This window comes from Pseudoalteromonas sp., assembly GCF_041629635.1.
Taxonomy (GTDB): domain Bacteria; phylum Pseudomonadota; class Gammaproteobacteria; order Enterobacterales; family Alteromonadaceae; genus Pseudoalteromonas.
This window is the reverse complement of record NZ_JBFKMX010000015.1, coordinates 30,883-48,313: the sequence shown is the minus strand read 5'-3', so window position 1 is coordinate 48,313 and position 17,431 is coordinate 30,883. Positions and strand designations below refer to the sequence as shown.

15 protein-coding genes are annotated in these 17,431 nt (G+C 39.4%); 8 read left to right on the top strand and 7 right to left on the bottom strand.

Features of this window, described 5'->3' with window-relative positions:
• Positions 1–343: 343 nt before the first annotated feature.
• From ABYD77_RS04080 to rph, 3 genes are read right to left on the bottom strand one after another with little or no spacing between them, the layout of a single operon-like run.
• The gene (locus ABYD77_RS04080; protein WP_038637438.1) at positions 344–727 is read right to left on the bottom strand and encodes a diacylglycerol kinase; all 384 of its coding nucleotides are present in this window, start codon (positions 725–727) and stop codon (positions 344–346) included.
• Positions 728–785: 58 nt separating this feature from the next.
• Positions 786–1,430, bottom strand: a complete 645-nt coding sequence (gene pyrE, locus ABYD77_RS04075; protein ID WP_372767248.1) for an orotate phosphoribosyltransferase — start codon at positions 1,428–1,430, stop codon at positions 786–788.
• Positions 1,431–1,441: 11 nt separating this feature from the next.
• Complete coding sequence (rph, locus tag ABYD77_RS04070; protein ID WP_010561976.1) at positions 1,442–2,155, bottom strand: ribonuclease PH; 714 nt, start codon at positions 2,153–2,155, stop codon at positions 1,442–1,444.
• Between the two features lie 188 nt (positions 2,156–2,343).
• Here rph and ABYD77_RS04065 point away from each other — a divergent pair, with 188 nt between their 5' ends.
• The 4 genes from ABYD77_RS04065 to ABYD77_RS04050 all read left to right on the top strand — a co-directional run bounded on the left by ABYD77_RS04065 (position 2,344) and on the right by ABYD77_RS04050 (position 7,650).
• Positions 2,344–3,204, top strand: a complete 861-nt coding sequence (locus ABYD77_RS04065) for a YicC/YloC family endoribonuclease (RefSeq protein WP_372767246.1) — start codon at positions 2,344–2,346, stop codon at positions 3,202–3,204.
• A 230-nt stretch (positions 3,205–3,434) separates the two neighbouring features.
• On the top strand, positions 3,435–4,052 hold the full coding sequence (locus tag ABYD77_RS04060) for a hypothetical protein (RefSeq protein WP_372767244.1): 618 nt from the start codon (positions 3,435–3,437) through the stop codon (positions 4,050–4,052).
• 6 nt (positions 4,053–4,058) lie between these two features.
• Positions 4,059–6,416, top strand: coding sequence for an EAL domain-containing protein (locus ABYD77_RS04055; RefSeq protein WP_372767242.1), 2,358 nt, complete (start codon positions 4,059–4,061; stop codon positions 6,414–6,416).
• Positions 6,397–7,650 (top strand): hypothetical protein, encoded by a 1,254-nt coding sequence (locus ABYD77_RS04050; RefSeq protein WP_372767240.1) that lies wholly within the window; start codon positions 6,397–6,399, stop codon positions 7,648–7,650. Before ABYD77_RS04055 ends, ABYD77_RS04050 begins: the two co-directional genes overlap by 20 nt.
• A 4-nt stretch (positions 7,651–7,654) precedes the next feature.
• Here ABYD77_RS04050 and ABYD77_RS04045 read toward each other — a convergent pair whose 3' ends face one another.
• From ABYD77_RS04045 to ABYD77_RS04030, 4 genes are all read right to left on the bottom strand, one after another.
• Positions 7,655–8,338 (bottom strand): CPBP family intramembrane glutamic endopeptidase, encoded by a 684-nt coding sequence (locus ABYD77_RS04045; protein ID WP_372767238.1) that lies wholly within the window; start codon positions 8,336–8,338, stop codon positions 7,655–7,657.
• A gap of 69 nt (positions 8,339–8,407) precedes the next feature.
• Entirely contained in the window at positions 8,408–10,225 is a 1,818-nt protein-coding gene (locus tag ABYD77_RS04040) for a S8 family serine peptidase (RefSeq protein WP_372767236.1), read from the bottom strand.
• Between the two features lie 137 nt (positions 10,226–10,362).
• Positions 10,363–12,201: a S8 family serine peptidase gene (locus tag ABYD77_RS04035; RefSeq protein ID WP_372767234.1), complete on the bottom strand. Its 1,839-nt coding sequence runs from the start codon at positions 12,199–12,201 to the stop codon at positions 10,363–10,365.
• A gap of 539 nt (positions 12,202–12,740) precedes the next feature.
• Positions 12,741–13,841, bottom strand: coding sequence for a phosphoribosylaminoimidazolesuccinocarboxamide synthase (locus ABYD77_RS04030; RefSeq protein ID WP_372767232.1), 1,101 nt, complete (start codon positions 13,839–13,841; stop codon positions 12,741–12,743).
• 199 nt (positions 13,842–14,040) lie between these two features.
• On the opposite strand from ABYD77_RS04030, the gene ABYD77_RS04025 reads away from it, so the two are divergent.
• The 4 genes from ABYD77_RS04025 to ABYD77_RS04010 all read left to right on the top strand — a co-directional run bounded on the left by ABYD77_RS04025 (position 14,041) and on the right by ABYD77_RS04010 (position 17,413).
• A complete protein-coding gene (locus ABYD77_RS04025) occupies positions 14,041–14,727 on the top strand; it encodes an ABC transporter ATP-binding protein (protein ID WP_372767230.1) in 687 nt (228 codons plus the stop codon).
• On the top strand, positions 14,724–16,064 hold the full coding sequence (locus tag ABYD77_RS04020; protein WP_372767228.1) for an ABC transporter permease: 1,341 nt from the start codon (positions 14,724–14,726) through the stop codon (positions 16,062–16,064). Before ABYD77_RS04025 ends, ABYD77_RS04020 begins: the two co-directional genes overlap by 4 nt.
• Positions 16,065–16,071: 7 nt before the next feature.
• Positions 16,072–16,572 (top strand): DUF3299 domain-containing protein, encoded by a 501-nt coding sequence (locus ABYD77_RS04015; protein WP_372767226.1) that lies wholly within the window; start codon positions 16,072–16,074, stop codon positions 16,570–16,572.
• 82 nt (positions 16,573–16,654) lie between these two features.
• On the top strand, positions 16,655–17,413 hold the full coding sequence (locus ABYD77_RS04010) for a substrate-binding periplasmic protein (RefSeq protein WP_372767224.1): 759 nt from the start codon (positions 16,655–16,657) through the stop codon (positions 17,411–17,413).
• The last annotated feature ends 18 nt before the right edge of the window (positions 17,414–17,431 follow it).

Below are 17,431 nucleotides of genomic sequence, written 5' to 3'. Positions count from 1 at the left end.
GTTTGCCGCGACGCTTTGTCGCTGTTAGGGCTGCGTATGTTACGCTTTCCTATTTTTTTGTCAACACTTAATTTTGATTATTTTTAAAAACTTTCAAAACTCAGTTTTACTTGACTCAACCAACTCGTGATTCGCTGCTATACTGCGTCGTTCCCCGTGTTGGTGGAGGCGCATTATAGAGAGATCCGAATTTGGATCAACCCCTGTTTCAAACTTTTTTTAGTTTTTTGGATCGTTCGGGCGAAATATGTACAAAACCGGCAGAATTTGCAACTTTCGTTACATATTTATCACTTTTAAAGCTGGATAACTTAAGACGTGACTATTTTTACACCAACGTAAATTAAGCAAAGATCTTTATATAAAGACTTACGCCCCAGACAATACCTACGATTAATAGTGAAAAAGTAACAGCAGCTGAACCCATATCTTTTGCGCGACCAGATAAAACATGTCTTTCTGTGCTTACGCGATCAGTTAACGCTTCAATTGCTGAATTTAATAATTCTACAATTAATACTAATAGCAGCACTGAAACTAACACAGCCCAGTGAATCAAATCTTGAGCCAACCAAAATGAAGCCGGAAACATAATTAATACTAGAAACAATTCTTGGCGAAATGCTGCCTCTTCTTTTATTGCCGCTTTTATACCTAAGTAAGAACAATAGCTGGCTTTAAATACACGCTGTAGCCCGCCGCCGTTTGGTTTATTAATTTCGCTCATTTTATTTATCCATAAAAAAACCCCGATAATCGGGGTTTTATATCAAACTTTTATGTAATTACGCTACACCGTATTGGTCGCGGTACGCTTTAACTGATGCTAAGTGTTCTGACATATCACCTTTTTGCTCAAGGTAAGTAATAAGGTCGGCTAACTTAACAATTGAAATTACCTGTGTATTAAAGTCACGTTCTACTTCTTGGATAGCAGAAAGTTCAGCTTTACCTTTTTCTTGGCGATCAAGCGCAATTAGTACGCCTGAAAGATCTGCACCATTTGCAGCGATGATTTCCATTGATTCGCGAATTGCCGTGCCAGCCGTGATAACATCATCCACCAGCATGATTTTACCTTCAAGTGCAGAACCTACTAATGTACCACCTTCACCGTGATCTTTTTTCTCTTTACGGTTAAAGCAATAAGGTACATCACGCTCGTGATGGTCTGCTAATGCAACCGCAGTTGTTGTTGCAATTGGAATACCTTTATAAGCGGGGCCAAATAACACATCAAAATCAATACCAGAATCTTGAAGCGCTGCCGCATAAAAACGACCTAAACGCGCAAGGTCACGACCAGTATTAAATAAACCTGCATTAAAGAAGTATGGGCTAGTACGGCCAGATTTTAGTGTAAACTCACCAAACTTAAGTACCTGCTTCTCAAGTGCAAATTCAATAAACTCTTTTTGATAATCTTTCATGTTGTACCCTATTACGCTAACGCTTGCTTTTGCATATCGATGATTTCGCGAATTGAATGCTTAGCCAACTCAAGTAAGTCAGTTAATTCGTCATATGAGAACGGTTCGCCTTCTGCTGTACCTTGCACTTCAATAAACTTACCTGTCTCAGTCATAATCACATTCATATCCGTTTCAGCTTCTGAATCTTCTAAATATTCTAGATCCGTTACCGCTTCACCGTTATAAATACCCACCGAGATTGCAGCAATCATATGCTTAAGTGGATTTGCGTTGATCATGCCTTTAGTACGCATGTAGGTAAGTGCATCTACTAATGCTACACATGCACCACTAATTGAAGCAGTACGCGTACCACCATCAGCTTGAATAACATCACAGTCAATAGTGATTGTATTTTCGCCAAGCGCAGCTAAATCAACTGCTGCACGTAACGAGCGTGCAATAAGGCGTTGGATTTCCATAGTGCGACCACCTTGCTTACCTTTTGCAGCTTCACGACCACAGCGGCTATGAGTAGAACGCGGCAACATACCGTATTCGGCAGTGATCCAACCTTTACCTTGGCCTTTCATAAAACGCGGCACACCAGCTTCAACTGTTGCAGTACACAATACCTTAGTATTGCCAAACTCAACTAATACTGAGCCTTCAGCATGCATTGTATAATTACGGGTAAAAGAGACTGGGCGAATTTGGTTAGGCGTTCGTTCACTAGGACGCATTAGATATCCTCACTATTCAAGATTTGGCATATTATAAGAAGTAATTCCTTTATTCGCTACGGGAAAAGTAATAAAAGGCAGTCTCTTTATATTTTTATCAAACAAAATTTACTGTAAGCTGCTAAACAACTTCCGCTATAATGCGACCAAGCACAAATTATCATTTCTGAAAACTTAGGAAACCGCACATGATCCATAGTATGACAGCCTACGCTCGCCATGAAGTTAAAGGTGACTGGGGTAACGGCGTTTGGGAAATTCGCTCTGTTAACCAAAGATACTTAGAAACCTTTATTCGTCTACCAGAACAATTTAGAGCACTAGAGCCTGTTATCCGTGAAAAACTGCGTAAACAATTGCAACGCGGTAAAGTTGAGGTGGCACTAAAATTTAATGCTAACCCAGCGCATGTGGGCGAAATGAAAATTAATGAAACCCTTGCTAAGCAACTTATGAATAATGCAACTTGGTTGCAAGACCAAATAAAAGGCGATATCAACCCAATGGATATTCTGCGCTGGCCTGGCGTAATGGAAGCTGAAGAAATGGATATGGATTCAGTGCAAACGGAATTACTAAGTGGTTTTGATAAAACTGTTTCTGATTTTATTGATGCGCGTGGCTCGGAAGGTGCAAACCTAGAAACTATGATTGATACCCGCTTAACCGCGATTATCAATCAAGTTGAAATGGTAAACGGACAAATGCCTGAAGTAATGAAATGGCAACGTGAAAAACTAACTAACCGTTTAGAAGAGTTAAAAGCAGAGATTGATCAAAATCGCCTTGAGCAAGAACTGATTTATCTTGCACAAAAGCAAGACGTTGCAGAAGAACTTGACCGCTTACAGTCGCACGTTAAAGAAACGCGCAAAATCCTTAAAAAAGGTGGCGCATGCGGCCGCCGTTTAGATTTTATGATGCAAGAGTTTAACCGTGAAGCAAATACGCTAGCATCTAAATCAATTAATACCGAAGTAACTAACGCTGCAGTTGAGTTAAAAGTACTGATTGAACAAATGCGCGAACAGATCCAGAATATCGAATAAGCTCTTTTTGCATTTACTGTTTCGAAAAAGCCAATCTAAAAATGATTGGCTTTTTTATTCTTCATAAATCGTGCAATTTTTTCTGTAAAACCTCGCTCTAGCTATAAACAGGTCTAAACTTATTTTTAGCTCAACTCACTCGTTTTAAAATTGAAAGAAAAATTGATTGAGCTAAGCATGCAGGGGAAAAACGCTTGAGGAATATACTGTTTTCACTTTCAACATTAATAATGATTGCAAACGCGCATGCGCTAGACATTGCTATTAAGGTAGTTGATAAAAATAACACCCCAATAAACGACATTGTGGTTTATCTTACGCCGAAGTCTGGAACAATCGATTTACCCGCCAATAACCAACCTCTTGTGATCGATCAGCAAGATAAAAAATTTGCGCCGTACATTACGGTAATGCAAAAAGGGCAACATATTGTTTTCTCAAATAAAGACGATATTACGCATCATATTTACTCGGTATCCGGTAATAACCGCTTTGAGTTTAAGTTAAAAGCAGGCTCGTCCAAACAAATTGAAAACATTAGAACGACAGAAGAAGTTGCCATGGGTTGTAATATTCACGACTGGATGAGTGGCTTTATTCTAGTGGTTGATACCCCATATTTTGCTAAAACAAACACAAATGGACTATCGAGTATCTCTCTTAAAGACACCGGTGAATATGAAATTTCAGTTTGGCACCCTCAGATCGATACACCTTCTCATAAAATTACTGAGACTCATTCGCTAAATAAAGAAAAAGAGATAATCACATTAACTTTAGCAAAACCGCTACTGCCTATTCCAAAGCAAGTTGGACAACAAGAATTCGATTTTTTAGAAGAGTACTAATTCATTATGAGACTTTTCAAAGTACGCAGTTTACAAAGTAAAATACTAATTTTATTTCTATTTTTGCTTCTACTCGTGCAACTGGTAAGTTTTTATTTTACTTACCACGCGAATATAACACTAGAAAGCACCCAGCTAAATAATCGCTTAAGCAATGCATCCGATATTTTTCAAACACAATTTAATAACCGGCGCTATTATCTTTCAGCCTTTGCCGAAACAGCCGCAAAAGATTATGGCCTTAAATCCGTACTCGAAGAAGATACCAAAAGCTTTTTAATAGCTCTTAATAACCATAGAAAGCGCATTGATAGTGACCTTGCTATGGCAATAAACAATGAAGGTACTGTTTTTGCGCAGCTGGTTACCATTATCGATAATCAGGGCAATAAAAAAGTGCGTGTTGGCAAAGGGCAAGGTAAACCATTTAACTTATCTACAAACGTATTACAACAACAAACTGCACAATTAGTATTTATTGATAATGCATTATATCAATTAAGTTTCGCTCCCATAAAAAGCGGTGCGAGAATTGTTGGTTGGATAGGTTTTGGCTATTTAATTAATAATGCACTTGCAAATGAGCTAGCGGCTTTGACAGATGTTAATGTTGGCTTTGCTAGTTTTGATGGCAAACATTACAGTGTTATTGCCAGCTCAGATGAGCAAAACTACCCGATAAAAGCCGATGTATTTAAACGTATCATCGCCAATACAGAGCAACAATATTTATACAGCCGATTAGAACTAGGTAATACGAATAGCGGCTATATATCAGCGGTTCTTTTTGAATCAAGAGCTGATCTGCTAAAAAGCATTGATATTCAATGGAGCCAATTGTTCTTATTAGTTTTAATTACGGTTGTGTTGTCTACTTTTGGGGCAATTGCAATAGCCAGAGACATTACTCGACCAATAAAAAACTTAGTTAGCCAAGTTAAATCAATTACCAAAGGAAATTACGATGGCATTGTTGATGTCACTGGCAGCCTAGAGTTAAGGCAACTTTCGAGCGAATTTAATGTGATGACAAAAGCGATTATTTCAAGAGAAGAAACCATCAGCTTTCAAGCATTTCATGACCAACTTACTCATCTGCCCAATCGTAATGCATTAATTGCAGCAATTGAACGACGCCAAAAATCGCAAAATGACTTTTTAATCATTCAATTATGCATTTTACGCGCAGAAGACATCGCCGATACCCTTGGCTATCAAGCGAGTGACTACGTAATAAATGAAGTTGCGAGTCAACTTGTACAAACAGAGCATGGCTTTGATAGTTACCACCTTGGTGCAGAATATTTTGTACTAATTGCAAAAGAACAAAATATTGAAAATTTAATCTGCACGTTACAACAAGCATTAACAATGCAATGCCATTTTCAAAATATACAATTGCATCTTCAGTTTACCTTTGGTGTGGTGCGCTCATCTCAACACCCTAACTGTTCAGTTGCAGAGTTATTACAAAAATCCAATGTAGCAATTCAACGAGCAAAAAATGATAAGCACACTTTTCAAATATACGACCCAATTTTTGACCAAAATGCCATTGAGCGACTGTTCTTAACCAATAATTTACGAGCAGCAATTGAAGAAAATCAGCTGACACTGTTTTATCAACCAAAACTATCTTTAAAAACCATGGAAATTAGCCATGTTGAGGCATTAGTAAGGTGGCAACACCCTGAAAAAGGGCTCATTCCACCAGATAGCTTTATTAGCATTGCCGAAAAAACAGGGTTAATGGATGCACTAACGCGTTGGGTAACTCAATCTGCAATTAATCAATATTTAGAATGGTTGGATAAAGGGATTAAAATAAATATCGCTATTAATATCTCAGCTGAGAATATTTTAGATAAATCCTACTCTGATTTTGTGATAGCACTTAAAAACAAACATAAACTTGGGGATTGCGCTATTACACTTGAAGTGACAGAAGATGCAGTAGTAGACGACCCAACCAAAGCAACTGAGGTGTTGAATTACCTAAACCAAAATGGTTTTAAACTTTCCATTGACGATTATGGCACTGGCTATTCGTCACTGGCGCAATTAAAACAGCTGCCAGTGCAAGAGCTGAAAATTGATCGCTCTTTTGTGCAACATTTACTTGATAATGAGAACGACAAAATCATTGTTAAATCAACAATTGAACTGGCTCATAATATGGGGTTAACTTTGGTTGCCGAAGGCATTGAAGATGAGCAAACATTACTTTGGCTTAAGTCGCAAGGATGCGAGTTAGCTCAGGGCTATTTTATTAGTAAGCCCTTACCGGCACTTGATTTTGAAACATGGTTATTACAATCAGACTACCAACAGCAGATTACAGCGAATGCAAAAACGGTTAACTAACGTATTAATAGTATTTTCTTTATTTGGCATACATGCTAACAGCTTTGCATTAGACGCCAACCTTAAAGGAATAATTGATTTGAGAGCCTACCATGTTGCAAGTGATGGTAACGAAAGCTATTTAGCTGGCGACTATGGAAAATATCGCTTTAATGATGGTAGTGGTTTAGCTTTAGGTCAATTAGGTGCCCATCTCGATTTAGAATTTAATTCAACCTGGTCAGCTACAGTCGTTGCTAATGCATTTGCCAACAAAGGTAATAGTGCCACTGGCATAACCGAAGGCTATTTGAATTATAAAAGCCTGCCAACAAGCAGTGGTTGGCGAATAAAATCAAAACTCGGTGTTTTCTACCCAACGATTAGTGTTGAAAATGTAGCTACTGCTTGGTCAACCCCCTATTCATTAACCTCTAGCAGTTTAAACAATTGGGTTGGTGAAGAATTACGAAATAGCGGTCTTAATTTGTCACTTGAAAAGTTAGGAAAATTCTCAAACTCTAAGCATGACTTTTCAGCTGATGTTTCATTGTTTAAAAATAATGACCCAGCGGGGGCAATGCTTGCATGGCATGGCTGGACTATTGGTAGTCGGCAAACCTTGTTACACGAAAAGTTAATCGTACAAGATTTCCCTGCGCGCGATGCTAAACTCAAATTTCAAGCAGCCGAATCCGACCCATTTTTAGAACTTGATGACCGTTTTGGTTTGCATATTTCAGCGAATTGGAAATACAACAATAAACTTAAATTCAATTTTGGTTTTTATGATAATTTTGCCGAAGAAGGCTTAGTAGAAAACGGCCAATACACATGGACGACAGAGTTTATTCATTCGGCTTTAAAATATCGCTTTGCAAAAGAATGGGAAGTCATTGCGCAATATATGCAAGGCAATACTTACATGACCTCACCATACAAAGAAAAAGTTGTCGATAATGATTTCGCCAATGCTTTTGTGATGCTACGCCATTTTTGGTCGAACCACCATATTGCTGCTCGTTTCGAGCATTTTAATGTAGACGATTTAGATAACCTTTGGGGTGATAACAACAACGAGCAAGGTAATGCCTTTTCATTCGCTTACCGCTATAAGCTCTCTAAGCAATCATTTTTACTAACCGAGCTTAACTATATCGACTCTCACCGCCCTTCGCGGTGGTATTTAAGTCAAGCAATTGATAAAAAAGAAATTCAATATCAAATTGGCTACCGCTATTATTTTAATATGTAGCCATTTAATCGCTGTATAAACGCATCGAGCTATCAAAATACATGCCGAGCCCTGCGGTAAATAACCAACACCCCCACAAACTGTGCTCAACTGCTACTAACAAAGTGCTGCGCGAATGGATATAAGTAAATGAAAATACTAAACCGGCAATAAAGGCACCCACTACCGCTATCCAATTTGCAAATAATAAATGCGCTAAGGCAAAACTTGTGGCACTTAAGTATGCGCGTAACTGCTTACTTTTAAACACGCGTTTATAGCGATGAAACATAAAGGTACGAAAAATCACTTCCTGTGGCCACGCTGAAAAAATGGGGTAAAGTATTAATAACAGAAACCACCACTTGGTTTGTTGGGTTGGCAAAGTAAAAAACCACTGTGGGGTAAAATACCAACTAGCAACCACCATAAAAAGCGCGGCCACTACAAAAGTTGCTGCAACCCTATCAAGAGAGAGTTTGAGCTGTTCTGGATTCCAAAGTCGAAAACGCTTAAAGCGAGGATCGCTTAACAACAATAAAACGCACCACCCTACTACCGATACCAAAAATAACAATAAGTAAGACGCAATTAAATCGCGTACAAAATACAAAAGTATCGGCAAACAAAAGAATAAAAATACAAATTCGCAAATTAAAATGCGCTTGTAATAATGCTTAGGTGCCCAACATGTAGGATCGAGTTTCAAGAGCGTACCCTCCTATTTAATTATAGAAAGGCACATTCACTATTTAATGAATTAAATATGACGTATTTCTTAGAACTCCACCGACTGCTCTGAAGTACACTTATTAGTACCGGACTCACACACTTTGTAGGTGTAGCTTCCCCCTCCTTTAACCCCTATGATATCTGTGTACTCCCCATCATTATTTACTGAATTAACAACAATGCCATTACGGTAAATATCTACCAAACTTCCCGAAATACCGGACCAAACAAGGTCAACGTGTTGTACACCTCTTACTTTATAGCCAGTTACATTAAGGTCAGTAGTTCCAGGGTCGCCACCACCATCACCACCACACGGGTTAGCAATTAAATAATCATCAGCAGCTTTTGCTTGCACTATGCCATAACCAAAGTACACATCTTTGCCGCTTGCACCAGCATCAAGTGCTGTTGCTTTTAATGCACTGCGAATATCTTCACCGCTACAATCAGGATGATTTGACCAAACCAGTGCTGCTACGCCTGCAACTGCAGGAGTTGCCATCGATGTACCACTCATATAACCATAATCACTAGCACCCACTTTTACTCTAATGGAAAGTGCATTCAACATTTCACTTCTATCTTCTAATGCTACGCCAACTGTAGGAATACTTGTGTTGTTAGGAGAGCCTAATGTGCCACTAAAGAGCCCGGCTTCATTATTCACGATAACTGCAGCAACCCCTCCAGAGTTTTGGCAATTAAGCGCTTTATCATGAAAACTAATGCTACCTCTATCAATTACACATACTTTGCCATTTGCACCAACATCGACTGCGTTACCCAACCCCATAAAATAAGGTGCTGCCGTTTCATCCCCGGAGTTTTCCATTGCACTTGAAGCTACACCAACGCCATCAGCTAAAACAACCGAACTACTTGCGGTTCCTGCTGGATAGGTTGATAAAGTATTTACACCACCTGCGGTGACTTCAACACAAATAGTTTCATCTTGTTTGCGCTTTTTACCTCTCCCGGTTTCACAACTTGGAAACTGCGAAAAGCTGGCAATTTGGTTGTTAGCGTCGTTAGCGCCTATCATCATCACCGACGAGTAAGCTGCAGGGTAACTGCGAACACTATTGCCATCATTCCCCGCAGCGGCAACTGAAAGACCACCAGCTGATGAAAAATTTTCAAATGCGGCAGATTCAGTAGAACTTACGCCACCACCACCTAAGCTCATATTAATAATATTTGCGCCGGCTGCTGAGCAAACATTAGCGGCATGAGCAAGGCTTGATGAATATCCCCAGCCACTGGCATTAAATACTTTTACAATATGCATTTGCACGCCAGGTGCCATGCCCACAACACCAAAACTGTTATCTGCAGCACCAATGGTGCCTGCTACATGAGTGCCATGAGGCCCGCCTTGCTCATTCCAGTTACCAGTACCGGAATCGTTAGTACCACTTATATTGCCCCAAACAAAATCATTGTTGGATTGATCTAATCCTGAATCAATCACGCATACTTTTATACCGGTATTTCCATCAAACAACACTTGGTTTGCTTGTGATTGATAAACAGCATAAGGCGTTAGTTGCTGTGACATTGCATCACCAATATCATCGTTAAAAAGGTTAAATGCTTTGCGAGTATGATCTTGTTCAATTAATTTAATATGTGGGTTATTTAGCAGCCCTTTTAGCGTAGATAAGTCGGTACCATTAAATGAAGCGGCAAAAAAACCATCGCTATCAAGTTTAATATCGCCTCCTAATTGCTTTGCAAGAGCTTTAACAACGCCTTTATGGCCATTATCAACTTGAATAATAAAACGATGATTATCGATTTCGGCGTATACACTTGCAGAAAAAGATAATGCAATGCATACGGTAAGAGAAGAGAGTTTCATTGGTTACTGCCCCAAATACAATTGTTGCAGTTTTTAGAATAGTAAACTTTAAGCTAATCGCCAGTAACAACCGTGATTTCAGCCACAAAAAAAGCCGCTAGTGCGGCTTTAATTTTTTGGGTTGATTTATTATTTAGTTAGAAAACAACTGTTTTCTCAGCAGAACATGTTGAAGTACCTGCTTCACATACTTTATAAGTAAAGCTACCGCCACCTTTACCACCAACTGCGTCTGTGTAACTACCCGTATTCGATACTGTAGCAACCATTGAACCGTTACGGAAAACGTCCATTGAAGATACACTTGTACCTGACCAAGTTAGGTCTACACGTTTAGTACCTTTCACTTTGTAACCTTGTGCTGATAATGTGATATCACCTTCACCACCACCGTTATTACCGCCACCATTATCACCGCCAGCACATCCGTTAGCTGTTAAGTAATCATCAGCCGCTTTTGCTTTAACAATACCGTAACCGAAGTAAACATCTTTACCTGGTGTGCCAGCATCATAAGCCGTAGCTTTAAGTGCATTACGAATTTCAGTACCTGTACATGTTGGGTGATTTGACCAAACTAGCGCTGCGATACCTGAAACTGCTGGTGTTGCCATTGAAGTACCGCTCATAAAGCCATAATCGCTTGTGCCAATTTTCACAGTCATTGATGCTGCATTAAGAAGGGTCGCGCGGTCTTCAAGTGCTGCACCTACTGCAGGAATTGATGTCGCATTTGTATCACCTAAAGTACCGTAAAGCATACCCGCTTCATTGTTCACGATAACCGCACCAACACCGCCTGAGTTTTCACAGTTAAGTACTTTATCGTGGAATGAAATATTGCCGCGGTCGATAACACAGATTTTACCTGCAGCTGCAGAGTTAACCGCTTCAGCTGTACCCATAAAGAAGGTAGAGGCTGTTGCTTCACCCGCGTTTTCCATTGATGACGTATTCATCGCAACGCCATCTGCAGAAAGTGATGCGCTTGTTGCCATATCTGCAGGGTAAGTAGAAAGTGTGTCTACACCACCAGCAGTTACTTCAACACAGATAGTTTCATCTTCAGTTGCTTGCTTACCACGACCTGAGCTACAGCTAGGGAATTGAGAGAAATCTGCAATTTGGTCATTGTTATCATTAGCACCAATCATCATAACTGATGGGTAACCCGCAGGGTATGAACGAACATTGTTGCCGTCGTTACCCGCTGCCGCTACAACTAAACCACCTGCAGCAGTAAAGTTAGCAAATGCATTTGATTCAGTGCTGTTAGAACCGCCGCCACCTAAGCTCATGCTGATAATGTTAGCGCCAGCTTGACTACATAGGTTTGCTGCATGCGCTAAATCTGATGAATAACCCCAACCTTCTGCATTAAATACTTTAATAATGTGCATTGGTACACCTGGTGCCATACCCACTACACCAACACCGTTATCAGCTGCACCAATTGTACCAGCTACGTGTGTACCGTGAGGACCACCGTGCTCATTCCAGTTACCTGTACCAGAATCGTTATCACCAGTGATGTTACCCCAAACAAAATCTGGGTTAGATTGATCAAGACCTGAATCGATTACACATACTTTCATATCTGAAGATGCATCAAACGCCAGTTGGTCTGCTTGTGATTGATATACAGCATATGGTGTTAATTGCTGTGTCATCGCATCACCAATATCATCACTGTAAAGTGACATTGGCTTACGAACAAAATCTTGCTCGATTAGTTTAATATGAGGATTATTAAGAAGCCCTTTAACTTCTGATAAATCTTTCCCTGAGAAGCTTGCAGCAAAAAATCCATTTGAATCTAGTTTAATATCACCGCCAAGTTTTTTAGCCAAGGCTTTTACAACGCCTTTGTTATTATTATCAACTTGGATGATAAAACGGTTTTCATCGGCTGCCTGCGCAGTAGCTACTGTGCTAAGTGCAAGTAGTACTGATGTAGTTAATGTTTTTAATTTCATAACGCTTTCCCAGATTTCGTAGTTGCTTGATACCTGCTTTGATGCAGTATCTATCTCGAGATTGAAGTTAACCAACTTTTAACATTTCAACAACAAAAATCACATATAACCAAAAGCAAATAAACATATCACTAAAAACAATAAGCAGACATCCAAACACCTTGAGAGCTAAATCGCCAAATTTAATATTAGATTTTTATGCTCAATTAATCGAAAAAAAGGGATAATACTTCCAAATTAATCTCACAACTTATCAGACCTCACCACCAAAAAAGAAATGACAACCAATATCAATAGCACTACCATTTGAATTAGCACAAAACAAACGCGTTACAATCATTTACATTAGATACAAAATCAATACAAAAAACATATAAAATTGTCATATTCAATAATTGACAAGGGCTTAATTAAAAGGGCAGATGCAACAAGCCCATTTAAAATCGTTGGTAGTGTAATATTTTTAAGATAAGAAAATAGAGAAGAGTAAGAGGGAGTTGCGCTTTAAATAACTCATATACCTAAAGCGCATAAATTATTTAGTCGATTAGACCATACTCTTTATCAAGAATGTCGATCACTTCTTGACGCGGATCGCTTGGAATTTCTAACTGTTTACCAACGATTTTGCTCGCAATACCAACGTAAGTATCCGACACTTGCATCATCACATCGACCGGTAGTTTATAACCTTTGGCAAGTTCTTCACGTTCATCCATGCGATCTTTATTAAGTAATACATCGCTGTCCGGTACGTTATTGATTAATAACTGACGGAAACCCTCTTTCGAGTTTTCAACAATGTTACCTTCGCGGTAAGCTGAACCATCCCAAATACGTGATGAATCTGGCGTACCAACTTCATCGATATAAATAAGCTTTTGTGAACCATCAACTTCTTCAACGTAGCCAAACTCAAATTTCGTATCCACAAAAATTTGGTCAAGCTCAGCAAGTTGCTCGCTAATTAGCTTAAAGCCTTCAGTTAATAGCTTTTCGTATAAATCGATATCACTTGCCGACTTAAAGTTAAATGCAGCTAAATTGTTTTCGATGTTTTCGCGTGTAATGTTTACATCATCTACTTCTGGCACTTCTGCTACGCCAGTAATAATGCCTTTAGTCGATGGTGTAATTAATACATTGTCTAGTTTTTGGTGAGCTTCTAAACCTTCTGGTAAATCAATACCACAGAAGTTGCGAACGCCTTTTGCGTAATCGCGCCACATGCTACCCGTAATGTATTGGCGTGCAATTGCTTCAACGCGAACAGTTTCGGCTTTACGTACAATCCATACATAAGGGTGTGGAATATCAACTATGTGATTACCCGCAAGGCCTGCTTCGTCAAATAATTTAAACCAGTGAGACGCCACTGAATTGAGTGCAATACCTTTACCTGGCACACCGTTAAGGCCGTTTTCACCTTGCCAAATACAGTCAAACGCTGAAATACGGTCTGAAATAACCATCAGTGCAAGTGGTGTATCTTTTGGAATGTTATATCCCTTTTCTTCGATTAAACGAACGCTGTCTTGCTCGGTTAACCAATAAACACTGCGAACTTTACCGCTGTGAACCTTACCTTTGGTACGGATCGGTAAATCGTCATTTACGTCCAAAACCTTATATGAACTCATGGAAACTCCAAAAGATATTTTTGATACTAGAAAAGTGCTTTATGCACTCTAAATTGGGGTGCGCCAATTTTAGTGAAAAGTCGCTGCAAACTCAATAATTGAACAAAAAAAGCAAGCGCATGAATTGCTATCGCAAAAGATTGGTTTCAAGGTATTGTTGTTATAGTATCACACCAATTTAAATTTATTTTGTGCAGTCATGTTAGCGATTAATAATCTCACTTTTTCTTATCCAGGCGCTCAGAGCCAATTTGTGCTGCATGAATTTGCCTTAGCAAAAGGCGAACATGTGTTTATTTACGGCCCAAGCGGCAGTGGTAAATCAACTTTGCTCTCGCTAATTACTGGTGTGCAGCAACATAACAGTGGTTCAATCTCGATTTTAGACACCGCTTTTTCAGCTCTGTCACAAAAACAAAAAGACCGTTTTCGCGCAGATCATATTGGTTATGTTTTTCAGCAATTTAATTTAATCCCTTTTTTATCGGCGACCGAAAACGTGACACTAGGGTGTGAGTTCTCAAAAATACGTACTGAAAAAGCTGCAGTCAAATACGGCAGTGTCGAAAAGGGAGCTACTACATTATTAATGGCGCTTGGTTTAAGTGAACAAAATATTGCCAAGCCAGTCAATCAACTTAGCATAGGGCAACAACAGCGGGTTGCTGCTGCCAGAGCATTACTTGGTGAACCAGAACTCATCATTGCTGATGAGCCAACTTCAGCCCTTGATAACGACGCCCGAGAAGAATTTATTAACCAGCTTTTTGAGCAAGCCAAAGATAATCAAACCAGTATTTTGTTTGTCAGCCATGACCAAACCCTCGCTAATTTATTTGATCGGCAAGTAGCGCTTTCAAGCTTTATGCAGGAATTAGCACTATGAGCTTATTAACCCTCTCACGCAAAAGCTTGCTTAACCGTTTTTCAAGTATTGCAATTACTACTATTGCGATAGCTCTGAGTATTACCTTGTTACTGCTTATTGAACGTGCCCGTGTTGATGCCAAATCAAGCTTTTATAATACGGTATCAGGTACTGATTTAATTGTCGGTGCCCGTACTGGCAGCACTGAATTATTGCTTTTTTCGGTATTTCGTATCGGTCACCCAACTAACAATTTAAGCTTCAAAAGCTATCAAGATATTACTAGCAAGCGCTCAATAAAATGGGCGATTCCGCTATCGCTTGGTGATAGCCACAAAGGTTTTAGCGTAATTGGTACTAATAATGACTACTTTGCCCATTACCGTTATGCCAATAAGCAAAACCTTGTATTCAGAAAAGGGCACGCTTTTGAACAAGTAAATCATGTAGTGCTTGGCAGTAATGTAGCTAAAAAACTGCATTACCATTTAGGTGACTCGATTGTACTGTCGCATGGCGCTGGCAATACCAGCTTTCATCATCATGACGACCACCCATTTAAAGTAGTCGGTATTTTAGCGGCAACTGGCACGGCGGTAGATAACAGTGTGCATGTGCCACTAGTGGCAATTGATAATATTCATGGCTCAGCAACGCCCAGTATTAGCCAAAAACATCAGGCAGATGAGCATCATGGACATAATCATGACCATGATGATGAGAACCATCAGCACCACAGCGAACAAAGAGATGAACAAAACAAATTGCCCGCCCTATCAAATGCAGAACTCACTGGGCAACCAAAACAAATCAGTGCATTTTTATTAGGCCTAAAAAATCCGATTTTTGCACTGCAACTACAACGTAATATCAGCCAGTATAAGCAAGAGCCACTGCTGGCGATTATGCCCAAATTCACCCTACGCCAGTTATGGGAAGTGGTCGGTGTATTTGAAAAAGCCTTATTGGTCATTTCAGGTGCTGTGGTCGTTATTGCTTTACTTGGCATGCTGACTAACTTACTGGCAAGTTTAAGTCAGCGCCGCCGCGAGCTTGCGATTTTACGCTCAGTGGGCGCTTCGCCACGTACCATATTTACTTTGCTCGGGTTAGAAGCACTATTAATCACAGTGTGTGCTACCTTGCTGGCCATCGCATTTTATTATCTTGTAATTGTGTTGCTTGCTAACATGCTTGGCAGCATCAGCGGTATCCACTTGCAACTTATGGCACTTAGCCAATATCAAATGAGCTTATTGGCTGGTATTATTTTGCTTGGTACCTCATTTGGTTGTTTACCAGCATACAAAGCATATCGCTATGCATTGAGCGATGGCTTAACCATAAAAGTTTGAGAATTATATGAAACGACATTCGCTATTGTTTACTTTTTTCGCCTTAATAACGTTATTAAGTAATCAGCTGTTTGCCAATGGCAAAGCAAAAGAGCTTTACTGGGAAGACCTCATTCCTAAAGGCTATTCATCATCACCGGTTGAAGGACAAGCCGCACACAATGAAAACTCTGAGGCCAATTGGGTGCAACCCGATTTAAACGCACCTATTGTAAAAGAGCTCAATAATACCATGGTGACATTACCTGGCTTTGTAGTGCCACTTGAAGGTAATGATGAAGTAATCACCGAATTTTTATTAGTGCCGTATTTCGGCGCATGTATTCATGTACCACCACCGCCACCGAATCAGATTGTGCACGTAACCTTTAAAGATGGCGTTCCGATTGAAAGCCTTTACGATGCCATTTCTGTTACAGGTAAAATGAAAACCGAAAGCTGGGAAGGCGAACTGGCAAAAGTAGGTTACCGCATTGAAGGTATCGGCGTTGCGCCATTTGAACTCTAGTTTCTAGCAATGACCATTAAATTTTAAATGAGCAAAATGACCCTTTAAATGCTTTATTAAATTAACGCTATAATGAAATAAATTGATAACAAAAACTGAGCGTAGTGTGGTTTTCATAAAACGAATTTTGTGTTTAGTTATTACGCTTTTTGATCAAAGTGTACTTGCTTGTGAAATTCCTGTAACCAGTCAGAAAGCACCTATCACTATTTTTACTGAGTTGTGGCCCCCTTATCAAGAGCTTGATCAAAATGACAGATTAAGCGGTATCGCAACTCAAAAAATCACTCCGATTCTCGATAGCAACAATATATCTTACACTATTAATGTAATGCCTTGGGCACGAGCTCTCCAACTTGCCAAACAAACAAAAAATAGTTTGATTTATTCCATATCTCGCACCACAGAAAGAGAATCCCAATATCACTGGATTTATGCTATAGATCAAGTACGCACCTATCTTGTGTCGCTCGCAGGCAGAAAAGATATGCTAATTAATAAACTGGAGGACATTTTAAACTATACGCTGATATTAAAACGTGACGACGCAACAAATAATTTTTTCTTAAATTTAGGCTTTGTGCCCAATAAAAATATCATTTTTGTAAATGATTCAGAGCATGCTTTAAGACTCATAGCTAAAGGGCGAGCAGATTTTTATCCTATGGTACACGCCAGTTTTCAAAAAGCGCTAGAAACTTACCCCGAATTTATTGAACAATTTGAATTGGCTTTTGAGCTTAAACCTTTCCAAGTTGAGCTTTATCTAGCAACTGACAGATTAAGTGACGAAGCATTTGTTAGTGATATGAAAAAGGTATTTCACTGTACAAGCAAATAAACATATTAAAGCTAACAT